The following is a 15,564-nucleotide window of genomic DNA, read 5'->3' as shown; positions in this document are numbered from 1 at the left end:
CGCCACCGAAGTCGGATGCCTTAGTCGAGGGAGACTACGTCGTCACGCACGGTATTGGTTCAACCAGGCACAATGCAGTGGCACGCGCGCCAAGAGCTTGTCAGACGACCTCGCTGACCTTGTCGCGATCGAAAGCGATGCGATCCCTGAGGATCTCCGCTTCGCGATACGGCTGCTCGTAGCTCCAAGCGGCATCCGCGATGGAGCCGTCGGGACCGACCACGGAAAAGTAGCTGGCCAGGCCCTTGAACGGGCAAAACGTGGTCTTGCCCTCCACGCGCTGGATGCGCTCCGCATTCACGTCTTTCCGCGCCAAGTAGTAGCGCGGCGGATAGTTCGCTTCTTCGAGGATCACGACGTCCGTGCTCTCGGCGATGATCTGATCCCCTGCTTTCACCACGACCTTCTTGGCGGACGGCAGGAACGCCACGCGGTGGTCGGGAGCTCGCTGATAGCCGGGACCGCGAGTACCGGGCGGAATGCTTTCGGGACGCTGGCTCATGGATCGTTCATAGCGCGGACGCCGCGCGCGTAAACCCCGACGCGGACCGCGGCGCGACGGGTATCGCGCCGCCCCGACAAACATCAGCCTTCGTAGCTCGCGGATACTTCCATGTGCGCGGTGCCAGTGCCCGACACGGATTCCCCCGGAGCCTTTCCGGGTGTGCTCAGGCTCACGTCGGCATCCAGCGCCATCTCCGTGGGCCAGCCGGTGTCCACCCGCAAGAGCACGTGCCCCTTCGACTTCATGGTGACGCCGGACTTCTCGGTGATCACCAGGGTGAACGAGAAGCGCGCCAGGTCGCCTTCTCGCCCCTCGAAGCGGAACTTCACGCTGCCAAAGCGCTTGTCGCCACCCCCGAACATCTCACTCAGGGCCTCGGCATTCGGCTCGAAGGTCTGCCCACTCTCCAGGGGTTTTTCCGGAACGAAAGCGGCGAAGCGCGAGGGCTTTCCGAAGCTCTGATTCCGCACGCGGATGGCCTTGTCCTCCATCTCGCTCACGGCCTCGCCGTCCTCGCGCTCGATGTGCAGCTTCCCGCCCTTCAGGGACAGCACGTAGGTCTTGCCCGTCAGCGGGCTCGGCATCGATTGCGTGCGAGCACCCACGATCTGCACGCGTTCGTCCTTCTCGTAGGTCACCTTCTTCTTGGTGATGGCCTTGCCCTGGATCGCCAGCACCGTGGACCGCACCACGCTCTTGCGTTGCTCGACCGTGTGTTGGGTCTGAGGCTTGCCCTTTCCCTTCACGGTCATGTCCATGGCCAAGTCGAAGCTCTGGCTATCCGTTCGAACGGCGCCCACCGGAGGCACCTGGAACTTGATCACCGTGCCGGAGCCCTCGGCCACGGCCTCCACCCCGTTTTCCGCAGTACCGTCCGTCTCGCCCGGCGCGCTTGCCACGGCAGCCGGGGCTTCACTCGTCTTCGGCGCAGGGGGCGCGCCCCCACAGGCCGACAAGAGTCCGATGGCCAATCCCAGAAGAACCTCGGTTCGAGTCATCTATCGCGACATACCATCTGGTACACTCGCGGGTCGAGGAGAGGGGAAGCAGTGCAGCGGCGAGCAGCGAAGGGAACGGTCGCGTTCAGCGTCGTGACGTTGGATCCGGCGCGGCGCTCTTGGCTCAAGAACGCCTGCGAGGTGCTCAGCCGGCGCGTGGGCGTCATCGTGTATCCGCAAGTCGCGCCTTCCTACTCGGACCTGGCCCGAAACGTTCGTCAGGGGACGGTGGAGATGGTGTGGGCTCCGCCTCTCGTCGCCGCCGAGCTCGTGGAAGACGCTTCGGCGCGCGTGTTGGTGCTCTCCCAGCGAGACAACGCCGCTACCTATCGCTCGGTGCTCTTCGCGCGCCGGGACTCGGGGATCCGCGGCGTTCAAGATCTGCGGGACAAGCACGTCGCCTGGGTGGATGCACGCAGCGCCTCCGGCTACGTGGTTCCCTGCATCTGGCTCCGAGACAACGGCCTGTCACCGGAGAACCTGTTCGGCCGCCAGAGCTTCCTCGGCACCCACGACGCGGTCGCGCGGGCAGTGCTTCGTCGCGAGACCGATGCCGGCGCCACCTTCGCTCGCCTCTCGGGCGGTGCCGGTGCCGCCGTGGAGTCCGGATGGCAAGAGCTGGCCCAGGCCAACGCCGCGGAGGTGGACGTGATCGTCAACGCCGGGAGCGTGCCCTCGGACTGCATTTGCACCAGCGCGCGCCTCGATCCGGAGCTCCGAAGTCAGCTCGAACGCGGCTTTTTGGATCTGGACGTGGAAAGCAAGAACGTACTGCGCAAGGCCCTCGGTGCTCACGCCTACGTGGCCCCCGGGCGCGCTCACGCGCTGGCGCTGTCACGCCTGTGCGAAGAGGCCCGACGCCTCACCCGCCGCTCGATCTACCCCTGAGTGCCCGCGTCGCTCTGGTTCATCACGAACGGGTAGCGCACGGTGGTCACGCCGCCCGTCTCTGGGGGCACGAAGCTCATGCTCATCATGGACTGGCGCATGCACTCGCTGAGCTCCGGGTCCGCCAGGGTGCTTTCCTCGGCCAGGCGCACGCTGTCCACCACGCCGCCCACGCTCTGGTCCCCCACGATGGTGAGCTCCAGCACCATGGTTCCCGAAAGCTCCGGGCTCCGCTCCAGCGCCGCCTCGTAACACTCCTTGGCGAGGGGCACGAAGTCGTCCCGGATCCGGTTCTGGACGTACTTCTTGCCGAGCTTGGGTTGGTTCGGCGCGATACCCGTCGCGGCATCTCCTTCCACCGGGAGCGCTTGCCCGAAAGCACGGTAGATCCTCGCGCGCAGCTCGTCCCGGCGCTTCTTGTCCCGCACGGTTCGCTCCGGCGCGGTGGCCAGTACCTGTGCCGTGGGCGGCCCCTTGCGCTGCGCGAACAGCGGCTGGTCTCCCTGGCTCGCTCGCTCCGCGTGCTCCACAACCGCGGGCGGCGTCGCGGTCCGACTCCGAAACACGAACCCCACGACGAGCAGCACCACGGCTGCCACGCACAACCCGATCAGCACCCGCCTCATGAGCCAAAGACTACCGGATGCTCGCCTCTCCCGGTGGGCGTATGATCGCAAAATGCGTCGGCTCGGACTCGGGGCTCTCGTCGCGGTGGTGTGCGTCTCGAACACCGCCGCGGCCCAGGTGGTGTTGGACGACCCGCTGAACGGATCCACGTCCGGCTCCCAGAGCGGCGGCCAGTTCGTCAGCGGTGGTGGGTGGCAAGCGGGACAGCAGATCCAGTGGGACCTGGGCAAGGTGCTCACCGAAGGCGCCCTTTCGGTGCAGGTGACCAACTGGAACCCGAACAGCGACAGCGCCCAGCACCAGTTCGACAAGCAGCACATCATCAACATGTACGAGGCGGCCCATGGCTCGCCACACCAGTCCGACGCCGACGTGCCCAAGGGCGCGTTCTGGAACATCCGCACGGGAGCCAGCTACGACAACCTGTTCAAGTTCCTGTCCAGCACCGCGGGTTTCGACCCACCTCCGGCCGGCCGCGACGAGACGCGCGTCATGAAACCCCTGGGGTTCATCGACCCGAGCCAGACCTACACCATCGAGGTGAAGTGGTCGCTGAACGGTGACGTCAGCACCTACCTCGACGGCCAGCCCCTGGTGACCCACAACCACGGCACGCCGCTGCGGTTGCGCTACGTGTTCATCGGCACGGACAACGCACCGCCGGGGACCTACGGCCCGCAGAAGGACGTCATCTACAAGAACCTGCAGGTGAGCGGCACCGCGACGCCGGTCGCCGACGCCGGCAGCGGCGGCAGCGCCGGCGCCCCCCAGAGCCTCTCCTTCGAGCCGGTGGCGGACACCTGGAGCGAGCCCGCGGCGCCCAGCGCCACCCACGGCAGCGACCCCGAGCTTCGGGCAGGCGGCGACGGCCGAACCATCTTCTTGCGCTTCGACGTTCAGGGCGTTCAGCAGGTGAAGAGCGCCAAGCTGTTCCTGGAGGCATTCAACGCCGGCGGTGGTGGGGACATCCACCGGGTGCTCGACGACAGCTGGCAGGAATCCACGCTCTCCCACGACAACCGTCCCGCCGTGGAAACCGCCGTTCTGGACAGCCTCGGCGCGGTGGCAGTCGGCGGCGTCTACGCCTTCGACGTGACCTCCGCCGTGCAGCACGACGGCCTGGTTTCTTTCGCCATCACGTCGAAGGACGTGGACGGCTCCGGCTACAACTCCAAGGAATCTCCCAACGCCCATCCGGAGCTCGTGATCGAGTCCGTCGCGACCGCCGGAGCAGGTGGAAGTGATGCGGGGTGGGACGATGGCGGAGCCATTCCCACACAAGATGGCGGCGGGGGTGGTGGCGGATTCGCCAAAGGCTCGGCGTCCCCTGGGGACGACTCCGGATGCGGCTGTCGCACTGCATCTCGCCAGCGCTCTTCGAGATGGTTCGCGGCAGTTCTGCTTGGTATGTGCCTCGTTTCGAGACGGTACGGCTCTCTTTTCCGCCGCGCTGACGAAGCGTAGGCTGGAAGGGTGAGCGGGGAGGAACTCAGCCGCCTGCGTGAGGAGCTCGCCCGATGCCGGGCGGAGCTTTTGCGCAAGTCCGACGCAGAGCTCTTGTTACGCGCCATCTTCGAAGGGGCGCGCGACGCAATCCTGCTGGCCGACGACGAGGGACGCTACCTGGAGGCGAACCCCGCCGCGTGTCGCATCTTCGGCGTGACGCGGCAAGAGCTGTTGAGCCGGAAGATCTCCGACTTCACGCTACCAGACTACGACGTGCCGGAGCGTTGGTCCGCGTTCATGAACGACGGCGCGCAGAGCGACCTCGTGGGGCTTCGACGTCCGAACGGAAGCACCGCCCTCCTGGAGTACAAGGCCACTGCCAACGTGCTACCCGGTCGCCATCTCGCAATCTTGAGGGACGTGACCGAGCGCGAAGCCGAGCGCCGTGCCTTCGAGGACGTGGTGCTGGCGTCTCCCATCGCCATCTACTCCGTGAACCTCGATGGCGTGGTCACGCTCTGGAACCCGGCGGCGGAGAAGCTCTTGGGCTGGTCGCAAGGCGAGATCGTCGGCAAGCCCGCGCCCATGTCGGAGAGCGAACGTCCCGGATTCCTCCAGCGTATTCAGTCCGGTGTGACGTTCTCGGGACGAAAGGCACAGCGCCTTCACAAGGACGGCAACCTGGTGGAGGTTTCGCTGTCGCGGGCGCCCATTCGCGACGGCCACGGCAAGATCGTCGGCGCCCTGACCATGCTGGTCGATCGCAGCGAGCGCCAGGCGCTTCAGAAACAGCTGATTCAGGCTCAGAAGGTGGAGGCCGTGGGCTCCATGGCGGGAGGCATCGCCCACGACTTCAACAACCTCCTCGGCGCCATCATGGGCTACGCGAGCATGGCCCGAGACAGCGTTGCGCCCACGGAAAGCGTGGCCGAGGACCTGCGACAAATCTTGAACGCCGCAGAGCGCGCCGCCGCGCTCACCCGCCGGCTCCTTGCGATCAGCAAGCACCAGAGCGCCGAGCCGCGCGTGGTGGACGTGGCGCGTGCCATTTCCGAGCTCGCTCCGCTCTTGTCGCGTCTTCTCGGTGAGCGCTGGCAGCTCGGCACCGAGCTCGGCAAGGACTGTCGCATCGAGGTGGATCCCACTCACCTCGAGCAGATACTCCTGAACCTGGTGGTCAACGCGCGGGACGCGATGCCGCGTGGAGGCGAAATCCGCATCGCGAGCGAGCTCGTCGTGTACGAGAAGCTCGACTGGGTCAGCGTGTCGGTGATCGACGCGGGCGTCGGCATGCCGGAAGAGATCCAACGCCGCGCTCTCGAGCCCTTCTTCACTACCAAGGGGGATCGCGGCACCGGGCTCGGGCTGGCAACGGTGAGCTCCATCGTCACCGCCTATGGCGGGCATGTCCGCATCCAGTCGAAGCAAGGACAGGGCACCACGGTCTCGGTTCTGCTGCGAGCCACCACGCAGCCCGTGACGCGGGATCGCAGCGAGCCGGTGCACGAGGCTCCTTCGAGCGAGGACCTCATGGTGCTGTTGGTGGAAGACGACCCCATCATTCGCAAGGTCCTGTGTCGGATGCTGGAGCGCTCGGGCTGCCGAGTGGTGCAAGCCGCCGGGCCCGAGGTCGCCTTGGCCGAGATCGACGCCGGCAGACGGCCTCACGTCGTGGTGTGCGACGTGATCTTGCCTGGAATGTCGGGGCCGGAGCTGGCACAGGAGATCCAGGAGCGCATCGACGTCGCCTTCGTCTACATGTCCGGCTACTCCGGCGCGGAGGTGGAGCTGCCGCCCGGCGCGCGATTGCTGCAAAAGCCCTTCCACCCGTCGCAGCTCGTTCGCGCCGTGGAAGAAGCGCGCTCCGCGGGGGTAGCATCCGTGGAATGAAGTTCCGAGCTCTGCTTGGCGCGACCCTGCTCAGCGGCTGCGGCGGCGCGCCGCCCCCAGCCCCCGCGACGCCCATCCCCAGCGCCACGCCGACCTCCGCCCCCGACGTCCCAGCGCCCTCGCTGCCACCCCAGAAGCTCTCCCGCTGGGTGCCGGGAGACATCTTCCGGCACTTCGACAACGGCAAGCAAGCCGCCGTCGTCGCCGGTCGGCGCATTCTGATCAGCGACGGCGAGGCCACGGTGCTGGATGAAAAGCCGCTACCCGGCCTGGGGCGCCCCGTACGCGTACCCGAGCTCTTGGGAGGCGGTGTGCTGTTCACGAGTGACAGCCACGTGTACTTCGCTTCCGCCTTCGAAGCCGCACCTCGTCTGATCACCCGGCGCGCGAGCAGCGAAGCGCGCATCGGCGTGGGCCGCAGTCAGGTCTTCGTGGAAGGCGCTCTGTATGCACTGCCCAACGGAGAAAAGATCGCGCCTCCGGTGAAGGACATGGTCATGCTGTTCGGCACGCCCAAAGGCGTCGTCGCCGCCGTGAGCAAAACCGGCGATTTGTACGTTTCGACGGCCCATGGCCAGCCATTCAAGAAGAGCCCGGCCAGCGGCGTGCAGTACCTCGGCTACGACGGCAAGGGCATCGTCGTCAGCTCCAAAGGCGGGAGCGAACGTCTGGACGCCGACGGACATTTGGTGCCGCGTCCGAACGAGCCCGGCATGACGGTGAGCGACAACGTGGATGCGTTCCAGGAGCCGTGGCCGGACTTCTCGCGGCCGCCGCCCGAACCGTCGGCAGCGGAGCGTCTGCTCGACCCGTTGGTCACCGCCATGGACGCCGAAACGGCTTTGGCCGTGAAGGGCGAAGACCTACTGGTGCTCGATGGACGCACCGGAGCGATCACGAACACGATCCAAGGTGCGTTTGCCGGACACGAGAACTGCTTTCCGATCCGCGGAGGGACGCCGGCGTTCATCGGCTGCAACGACGGCCCGGCCATGACCTTGATGCGCATCGAGTCGACCACGGAAAAGCCGACCGTGGAGCGGAGCTTCAAGGGCACCTACACCCAAGACTTCGGCGATCCGCCCTCCGGCGCACCCCTCGCGCTGCCCAAGCGTTGCGACGGCTCGAACGTCCCCGGGGCCGCTTGCCTGCGCAAGAGCGACGGCACCTGGGTCGACGTGCCCGCACCGCCGGATCCGCAGAAGCTCTTGTCCAAGGTTCCCTTCAACGTGAGCACCGCGGCGGAAAACGGCGCCGTGTATCGCTTCGGTTGGATGAACGGAAACGGCGATCTGATCGTAACCGACTCGGGACAGAAGAAGGTACGCCGCATCGACGCGAACCGGTTTCCCAAGTGGGCCAAGGGGGGGATCCGCTGGGACGCCCTCGGCATTCACGACGGCACGCTGCGCTTCCTGATCGCCGGTGATTCCCCCGGCGTGCTCGAGATCCACCCAGACGACAGCGTCACCGGCGAGCAGCTGGAAGGACGCATGGCCAGCATCCACGATCGGGCGCTGCTCATCTCGAAATCCGGAGAGCTGCGCGAGACCCTCGATGGCGGCGAAACCTTCACCGACGTGCCGGCTCCCCCCGGCGGCGCGCCCAAGAGCGGCTTCTTCCGCTGCGTGGAGACCGGCTGCAGCCTCGGCCCCTGGCATCGCGTGGGATGGGGACCGGACTGAGGTCAGACCCCGTCGGCTTCTCGTGGTTTTTTTGTTGGTTCGCCGCGGAACCGAACGGATCGTCTCAGCTACCCACGAGGGACGGCAGCTTCACCTTCAAGCGCTCCGCGAGGGCGTCGAAGTCGAACTTCTCGGGCCGATGACCGCCGGGCAGCATGGCGATGTCGAAGGCGGCGGAACCGGCCGCGTCGAGCTTGGGCTGCGGTAGATCCAGCACGCCGCCGAGCTCCTTCAAGTGCGCCAGCTCCTCGGAGTTGACCACGCCGTCCAAGCGCGCAAGCCAGCACGCGATGGAGTACGTGAGCGCCCGCTGCCAACCGCTCATGGCGCTCACGTCCACGTCGGCGATCTTCGAGCCGCTCTTCACTGCCTCTTCCACGCGGCTCAGCGCTTCCCCCTCCACACCGCACGCCTGCGCGGCGCGCATCAGCCCTTCGGCCTCCGCCTTGCGCATCCAACCGTCGGCCCAACCCACGGCAGCAATTGCGATGAACGACTCGGCCGGTAGCTCTAGCGACATGGGAGCGAGGGTATCACGTCTTTCTCAGCCAATGCGCACGTACAAAAGGTAGCTCGACGGGTACGTGGGGCGGTCGGCGCCGGGCACCGCACGCGCCTCTTCCAGCAGGCAGCCGAGGAAGGTCGAGCTCAGGGACGCGGACTCCACGACCTCGATCTTCCCTGGCTCTTCCCAGCGGAGGAGCGCCCAACCTTCGCTCGGGGTGCCGCACGTCGCAAAACGCTCTTCGATCCTCGGAGCCTTGCCCAGGTACTCCCCGGCCTCGCTCACCAGCTCCAGGCTCAGGCTCCGCTGCGGTTCCTTGGTCGGCGGCAGCGAAGCGCCTTTCGGCACTTGCACCGTGGGCGCTCGTGGCGCGGGAGGAGCGGCACACGACACCAGCACCAGCGCCAGGAGTCCCCGTTGTATCATCACGCTGGATGGTACCGGTGAGGTGGGCAGCGAAGCTAGCGGCAGTGGCGGGCATTGCCCTCGCGCCGGGCGTGCGAGCGATGACCTGCGGCAAGCCGCACGCCTTCGAGGTATTCCCTGGGCCGCTGGTGCGTGCCCCGACCAACACGCACCTGTGGGTGACCGTCGAGTACGAGGCGTGGCGAACGCTCGGAGGCTGCACACCGGACGGCCCGTGCAGCGCGCCGGCTCTGAGCTTCGAGCTTCGGAGCGCGCCCGTCGTGGGCAAGGCGATCGACCGAGTGACGGTGAGCGCGCAGCGCGGCAAGTTCGAAGAACGAGACGTGTACGAGCTGGTGCCGCAGAAGAGCCTGCGTCCGGGCTCGCGCTACGAAATCCACGCTCTGGGTCCCGAGGCCGAGCTCTTCGCCGGAACGTTCCGCGTGGGCGCGGGTCCGGACAGCGACCCGCCGACCTGGACGGGTCCCGTGTCCGCCTACCGGCCAGAACGACCGAAACGTGCGCCCGGAATCGTGACGCTCGACCCTTACCTCGAAGGACCTCCGGTGTTCGTGAACGCCCAGCCGGCGAAGGACGCGGGTCCCGTCCGCTACGAGGTGTGGCGCGCCCAGAAGGACGGGGCCTTCGACTTCCGGGCTCCGGCGTCCGGGTTCGCACGGATGCAAGAGGCGAAGTACTACGCCAAGCCCGAGCTCGCGCCGCTGCTCGGCTTCGGCTACTTCGAGTGCGACGGCTGGAGCTTCGACTCCCGCGACGAAGGGCCGATGAAGCTGGCCATCGTGGCGGTGGACCTCGCCGGCCACCGCAGTGCGCCGCGCGTGATCGACGTGGCTGCGCGGAAGTGAGACGTCCGCGGCGCGACGTTTCCGCGGCGAGCCAACATCCAGACTACGAGGATCCGGAGATGGCCCTGGCCCGCGCGAGGAGGCGATCTTTGGTGCCGCCCGAGGCTGCCGCGGCGGCGTGTTCGTATGCCTTCTTTGCCGCGGCGTCCGCGTCCACGATCTCGGCGGCGGTGGTGAGCGGCGGGCCGCCGATCACGTAGCTCACGAAGGCGAGACGATGGCCGTTGGGCGAAACCACGACGCGCTCGGGCGCGAGGCTCATGCCGTCGTCGCGCTGAAAGCGCGCCACGGGGGTCTCCACACCCGTGGCCTTCTCCTTCAGCGCGAAGTCGAGCTCGCTCTCGTCCGGGGTCTCCCACACGATCACGAGGTCCTCGGCATAGCGAAACAGTGCTTCCGCCGCGGGCACGCCCAGCGCAGCGAGCTGCTTCTGGATCTCGGGGTCGTCCTTGCTCGGATGGCCGTCGCCGTAATCCACGCTGGAGGTGACGCTGCGGGCCACGTGGTGGCCGCTATCGAGGAGCTCACAGGTCTTTTGCAGGCCTTGACCTTCGGCCACGTGGCAATTCGCAAACAGCTTGGAATCCGCGGAGAAACCCGACGCGATCAGGTTTTCGTACATGCCGATGCCGGCCCAGCCCGACACTTCCGCGGGGAGCTTGGGCTCGACCACCAACGGGCCCGGGACGAAGTGCACCGGAGCTTCGTTCGGCGTCACGGGGGTGTTGTCCGGCAACACCGGCGGGGAAGCCGGCGCCGGGGTGCACGCCGACAGGCCGAGAGCCAAGGTCACCAGGGCGCGGATCATGTGCTCTCGGTAGTGGCGCGCCGGACGCACCGCAAGGTGCTAAACTCTGCGCATGCAATCGGGGTGGGCAATGGTCCTGGCGCTGGCGTTGATGTCCTGCGGCTCGTCGTCGAGCGACGAACCCGAGATCAAGGGCTGCACCTGCGCCCAAGGCGCGAGCTACGGGGCGAGCGCTCAGGGGCTCGCCTGCTTCTGCACGCAGTTCTCGTGCTTCCAAGGAAGCTACGACGACTACCTTTCGGAGGTGTGCGCCAAGCCCGACACCGTGTGGGGCCTCGTCAGCTGCGCGGACACGCTCACCGTGCAAGCTGCACCCAAGGCCGGGACCGCCGCGCCCACGCTCACTTTCGACGCCACGAGCCACGAGCTGGTGGGCGCGAGCCTGGGCACCGACGCCGCCCAAAGCTGCGCTCCGCAACAGGTGTTCTCGGGGGGTACGCTGGCGACGTGTCAAGCCACGCCGTGTCGCATCACGGGCTCGGCGAATCCGGAGCCCACTTGGCCGGACTGCGCGACCGCGCTGTGTCCGTGATCAATCCAGCAGCAGCTGGCCGAAGGCTTCGGGGACGTGGAAGTTCGGCTTCGCCGTGCGCGTGGGGCTCCAGGCCAAGTACTGCTTCGGCTTGGTCGCTTCCACGCGGAACAAGCCGAGCGGGATCTTCGCGCCGGCTCTCAAGAGCTTCTGGATCTCCGGCGCGCTGAGCCGCGCCTCGATGATGGCCGTGTGCCGCGCCGGGTCCTGGGTGGTCTTCACCGTCAGACCGCTGGACCAGCTCTGGTCGTGCTTCTTGCCGAGGTGCACGTCGATGTCCAGGAAGTGACCGAAGGGGCCGAGCTCCACTTCCAGGTAGTGACGCGGCTCGCTCGCGTCGTGGCCCAAGAACAGCTCCACGCAGTCTTCCCGGAACAAGTACTCGCGCTCTTGGGTCACGGGCTTTGCGTGATCCGTGTGGAGGCCGGTGCCTTCGATCTCGTAGGCGACGTACAAGGCGTCCTTCGACCACAAGAAACGCGTGCGGGTCTTGGTGCTGGTGGGCTTGCCCGACCAATCCGTGGAAAAGCTCACGGGGGTGGCGCGCTGCCAGGCGGCATCGTCCAGCTTGCCGTCCACGGCGATGGTGTCGCCCTTCAGCGCGGCGGCGTGGGCCGTCGGCTTCTCCTTTGCCGTGGACGCCGTGATCGGGGCGACGGACAGCGAGATGGGCGACCAGGCCGGCGTGGTGTCGGAGTGGATCGAGAAGCGATCCATCGACACGTAGTGCGTCGGGCGCGGCTTGCCGATGAGCCCGGCACCGTTGCCCGTGACCCGAGTCTCGTCCAGCTTCAGACCGAAGCGCTTCTCCGCAATGCGGATCAGCGGTGAGGTATCGAAACCGAGGAGCTCGTTCTTCAGTCGATCGTTCTTCCACAGGCCCAAGATCTCGGCCCCCACGCGGTCCACGAGCACGGGGTTCTCGCCGCCCACGGCGAGCATCTCCGCCGTGGGATACAGCTTCCAGAAACCGTCACCGCCCATCGCCGGCGCTCCGTCCGCGAGCACCACGTCGGGCGTCTCCAGCTGCAGCACGTCCACCATGCGCTCGGCAAAGGCTCGCAAGGACGCGACGTAGGCCTTGCGGCGCTCCATCGGATCCTCCGGCGGCGGCGCCGCGTCTCCTTCCTTGGCCGCTTTGCGCGCCGCCTTGTGCTCCTTGATGATCGCGTTCAGCTCCGCGTGCATGCGGTACTTCTGCCGGTACGCGGGCCGCGCGTCGCTGCGCATCACCGTCCCTTGCATGCCCTTGATGGCCATGGAGGTGACGGAGTAGCGGTGCGCCTTGATCTTGGGCAGCGAGATGTAAAGTCCGTGATCCAGGTGCTCCGCCAGGATCTTGGGCATCAACAGCGAGGGCACGTGGCTCTTGGCGATGCCGGTGATGGCCATGGGCAGGCCGGGCTTGTCGCCCTGCACGTCGAACACGCCATCGTCATCGAGCGCCACCAGCGCCACGTGCTCTTCCTTGGCCATCGCCGTGTAGCCGGTGCGGCTGGCCACCTGCTCCCAATAGTCGTGGGAGATGCCGCACCCCTCGGCGATGGTGATCTTCGACAAACCTCGTTTCTTCAGGCAGTGGATCACGCCGCGGGTGAAGTCCACGTGGGTGGTGCGCCCCACGAATCCGTCGTCCCCCTTGGTCTTGTCCGGATCCCGAATGCCGTCGAAGCCGCACAGGTTCGGCTTGAGCAGCACCGGCGTGTCCCAACGCCGCTTGGGCACCACCGCCTGACAAATCGCCTCGCCCAGCTCCAAGGGTGACTTTCCCAAGAGCACCGTCACCGGCGACATCTTCTGGAGCGCGGGCAAGTGGCGCTCCACCAGTGCGTTGCCGTCCACCTTGCCGGAGGCCACCACGCTGGGCCCAGCGTCCACCTCCGGTGCTGCCTCGCTCGCTTCGGACACCACGTCGGCAGAAGGCTTCACGGAAGCAGACGCGGATGCTGCGGGGACCGGAGCCTTCGATTTGTCGCGGCAGCCGGCGATGCCCAACATGGCGAACAGCACCGCCACTATCGTGCTCTTCTTCATGGATGTTGGTCCGGCGCGATCCCCGTCGCGCCCCGCCGTCACTTCAGTGCCCAGGCAGGAGCCGGCAAGGCCAGGATGCGCGGCTCGAAGCCTACCAGCGGTTCCAGTCCCGAGGTCGCCGAGAAATTGAACGACAGGTTCAACGTCCCCGCGGGCACGACGCCGTGCTGCAGCAGCGTCGCGGATTGCGCGCCGATGCGATCCACGATCTCTTTCTCCGGCATCTTCCGCTTCGTCGCGGCACGATCTGCGCACACCTTCAACGTGCCGCAACGCTCCACCTCGATCTGATAGCTCAGCTCCCGGAGCCACAGCTTGGCGAACAAATCCAAGCTGGCCGGCGCCTCGTCCGCGTCCGGGCTCTCGAGCAACGCCTGGAGCTTGTCCCGGTATTCCACGCGCTCATCGCCTTTGGTGCTCATGCCTCGAAGCGCGAACAAATACGCCCGGGTCACGAAGAAGAGGTCCTTGTCGGTGGTGGAGGCAATGGTCGGCGCCGCCGTCGACACCACCTTCTCCAACAAGTCCGCCGCCGCGCCGGGGTCCCCTTGGTCCGCGAGCACCCCCGCGCGATCGGCCACGGCCCGCAGCCGGAGCTCCGCCGGCACGCCCTCCGCGAGGAGCTGCGAAGCGACCTTGGAGAGGATCGCCTGAGAGCGTGCGTCGTGCGTGACCGCCGCTTCGCTCTCCGCCAAGATCAGCACCAGCTTGGCTCGCTCCAGGGGCTTGGACTTCTCGTCGGGCAAGAGCTGCGCGATGTCACCGGCGGCGTCACTGGCTAGCGGAGCCTTGCGCGCGCCCACGGCGGACCACACGCGGAGCACCTGCTTGATCAGCCGATCGTGAGCGTTCATGTCGTCGGGCAGCGCGTCCACCAAGGGCAGCATGTCCTGCTCCTGCGCCAGCATGGCGGCTACCGCGAGCACGCCAGCGTGGGTGAAGCGATCGTTCGGGCGTGTCTTGGTCAGCTGTCGAGCGCGGGCCAAGAGCGCGTCCTGTGTCTCTTTCTTCACGACGACGCGTTCGTCCTTGCCTTTGCGCTCTGCGGCGGCCAGGGCCGCTGCGAGGGTATCCACGAACAGCGACAAGCCTTCGAAGCTCGGGCTCACCTTCACGGCGTCCTTGCTCGCAACGACCAGCTCGCCGATGCGCCGCTTGAAGGACTCCGCCAACGCCGCGCGATCCTGTCCCGTCGAGATCATGGCCGCGTAGATCCACGGCACCACGTAGACGAGACCGATGTACGCTTCCATCGCCTGCTCGTCCCGACCCTGGCCGGCGGTCCAAGCCTTCTTCATCAGGTCCGTGTACTTCTTGGCCGCAGCAAGTCCGTTCCAGGAGTGAGCGCACAAGAGCTCGTTGGCCACCACGCCCACGAGCCGCGGGCAGATGCCACCGCCCACCTCAGCTACGGCGAGCGTGGCGGACAGAGCCAAATGGCTGCTCGCCTTGTCGCGGTAGGGTTCGAGCACTTTCTGTGCTTCGTCCGTGAGCCCCAAAGCCAGATAGGCCCGCGCCACGTCGATGGCCTCATCCAAAGTGCTCGGCTTCTTCAGTGCGCGCTCGGCACGGGCGATGGACTTCTTGGCGCCGATGATGGCGTCGGCCAGCGCCGGATCGCCAGCCTTCACCTGCGCCAGGGCCTGCTTCGCGGCATCCACGTGCAGCATCCACGCCTCCGCGTTGACTACGGCGATCCACCGCGTGGGCGTCGGCTCCGCCTCCACCGCAGCACGTCGAGCGAGACGTCGAAGGTCGTCGCGGTCCAGGGTGGTCGCCGCGTGGTCGATGCCTTCCGCGAGCTCCACCGTGAATCGGTTCTTCACGTCGTCTCCGCGGCCGCGCAGCCACTGTGCCGCTGCGCGAAGTCCGATCTCTCGAGTCGCCTCCACCAGCTGCTTCCAACCCGCGGCGTCTTCGGGAAGCTGCAGACCCAAGAGCTCGTCGGCTCCGCGCCGGGTGCTGCCGAGAGCGAGGTACGCCTGCGGTGAGCTGCCGCCGAGGGCCAAGTGCAGGAGGGGGCGTACCTCTGCCCCCTGGACCGAAAGCACCTGCGCCTTGGCCTCGGGTCCAAGGGCCTTGCTGAGGGACTCGAGATCCGCCCGGGCCTTGACCGGCAGTGCGTCGAGGACGGGAGCCGCCGGGGGGATTTGCGACAGCAGCTGCGCGAGCTTCCCCTTCGTCGTCTTCGCCTCCGGTTCCTCGCCCTGTTTCGTGGCCTGGGTCGGTGCCTTCACCGCGGGTGGCGGTGCTGCCCCTCCGCAGCCGACGAGAAGAAACAGCGCGCTGGACAGGACGGTGCGAAACGACATTCCGACCTGCGTACCGCGATTGGCTTCCCGCCAAAAGGGTGGTGGTCAGGCCCGGATTGCCGC

General features: G+C 67.1%; 14 protein-coding genes. 6 read left to right on the top strand and 8 right to left on the bottom strand.

What is annotated here, in order from left to right; translation table 11 throughout:
* Nucleotides 1–100 precede the first annotated feature (100 nt).
* Nucleotides 101–502, bottom strand: a complete 402-nt coding sequence (locus tag H6717_30510; protein MCB9581403.1) for a DUF427 domain-containing protein — start codon at nucleotides 500–502, stop codon at nucleotides 101–103.
* A gap of 83 nt (nucleotides 503–585) precedes the next feature.
* Entirely contained in the window at nucleotides 586–1,503 is a 918-nt protein-coding gene (locus H6717_30505; GenBank protein ID MCB9581402.1) for a hypothetical protein, read from the bottom strand.
* Nucleotides 1,504–1,554: 51 nt separating this feature from the next.
* Here H6717_30505 and H6717_30500 point away from each other — a divergent pair, with 51 nt between their 5' ends.
* Entirely contained in the window at nucleotides 1,555–2,391 is an 837-nt protein-coding gene (locus H6717_30500; GenBank protein ID MCB9581401.1) for a phosphate/phosphite/phosphonate ABC transporter substrate-binding protein, read from the top strand.
* Here the strand turns inward: H6717_30500 and H6717_30495 are convergent.
* Nucleotides 2,382–3,017, bottom strand: coding sequence for an AgmX/PglI C-terminal domain-containing protein (locus tag H6717_30495; protein MCB9581400.1), 636 nt, complete (start codon nucleotides 3,015–3,017; stop codon nucleotides 2,382–2,384). The two genes, H6717_30500 and H6717_30495, sit on opposite strands and share 10 nt — an antisense overlap.
* Nucleotides 3,018–3,069: 52 nt before the next feature.
* Here H6717_30495 and H6717_30490 point away from each other — a divergent pair, with 52 nt between their 5' ends.
* Genes H6717_30490 through H6717_30480 form a run of 3 tightly spaced genes read left to right on the top strand, consistent with a single transcriptional unit; the run spans nucleotide 3,070 to nucleotide 8,039 of the window.
* Nucleotides 3,070–4,482: a DNRLRE domain-containing protein gene (locus H6717_30490; protein ID MCB9581399.1), complete on the top strand. Its 1,413-nt coding sequence runs from the start codon at nucleotides 3,070–3,072 to the stop codon at nucleotides 4,480–4,482.
* A 9-nt stretch (nucleotides 4,483–4,491) separates the two neighbouring features.
* On the top strand, nucleotides 4,492–6,354 hold the full coding sequence (locus H6717_30485; protein MCB9581398.1) for a PAS domain S-box protein: 1,863 nt from the start codon (nucleotides 4,492–4,494) through the stop codon (nucleotides 6,352–6,354).
* On the top strand, nucleotides 6,351–8,039 hold the full coding sequence (locus H6717_30480) for a hypothetical protein (GenBank protein MCB9581397.1): 1,689 nt from the start codon (nucleotides 6,351–6,353) through the stop codon (nucleotides 8,037–8,039). Before H6717_30485 ends, H6717_30480 begins: the two co-directional genes overlap by 4 nt.
* A gap of 64 nt (nucleotides 8,040–8,103) precedes the next feature.
* Here H6717_30480 and H6717_30475 read toward each other — a convergent pair whose 3' ends face one another.
* The gene (locus H6717_30475; protein MCB9581396.1) at nucleotides 8,104–8,559 is read right to left on the bottom strand and encodes a hypothetical protein; all 456 of its coding nucleotides are present in this window, start codon (nucleotides 8,557–8,559) and stop codon (nucleotides 8,104–8,106) included.
* A gap of 24 nt (nucleotides 8,560–8,583) precedes the next feature.
* A complete protein-coding gene (locus tag H6717_30470; protein MCB9581395.1) occupies nucleotides 8,584–8,970 on the bottom strand; it encodes a hypothetical protein in 387 nt (128 codons plus the stop codon).
* 17 nt (nucleotides 8,971–8,987) lie between these two features.
* Here H6717_30470 and H6717_30465 point away from each other — a divergent pair, with 17 nt between their 5' ends.
* Nucleotides 8,988–9,815, top strand: a complete 828-nt coding sequence (locus H6717_30465; GenBank protein ID MCB9581394.1) for a hypothetical protein — start codon at nucleotides 8,988–8,990, stop codon at nucleotides 9,813–9,815.
* Between the two features lie 43 nt (nucleotides 9,816–9,858).
* On the opposite strand, the gene H6717_30460 is transcribed toward H6717_30465, so the two are convergent.
* A complete protein-coding gene (locus tag H6717_30460; GenBank protein ID MCB9581393.1) occupies nucleotides 9,859–10,623 on the bottom strand; it encodes a hypothetical protein in 765 nt (254 codons plus the stop codon).
* 52 nt (nucleotides 10,624–10,675) lie between these two features.
* On the opposite strand from H6717_30460, the gene H6717_30455 reads away from it, so the two are divergent.
* The gene (locus H6717_30455; GenBank protein MCB9581392.1) at nucleotides 10,676–11,155 is read left to right on the top strand and encodes a hypothetical protein; all 480 of its coding nucleotides are present in this window, start codon (nucleotides 10,676–10,678) and stop codon (nucleotides 11,153–11,155) included.
* Here the strand turns inward: H6717_30455 and H6717_30450 are convergent, their stop codons facing one another.
* Nucleotides 11,156–13,189: a DUF362 domain-containing protein gene (locus H6717_30450; protein ID MCB9581391.1), complete on the bottom strand. Its 2,034-nt coding sequence runs from the start codon at nucleotides 13,187–13,189 to the stop codon at nucleotides 11,156–11,158.
* Between the two features lie 38 nt (nucleotides 13,190–13,227).
* A complete protein-coding gene (locus H6717_30445) occupies nucleotides 13,228–15,501 on the bottom strand; it encodes a hypothetical protein (protein MCB9581390.1) in 2,274 nt (757 codons plus the stop codon).
* Nucleotides 15,502–15,564: the final 63 nt, after the last annotated feature.

The sequence above is a fragment of the Polyangiaceae bacterium genome (assembly GCA_020633235.1).
GTDB lineage: Bacteria > Myxococcota_A > Polyangia > Polyangiales > Polyangiaceae > JACKEA01.
Note: the sequence above shows the minus strand (reverse complement) of the source record. Positions and strands in the feature narration are given on the sequence as shown.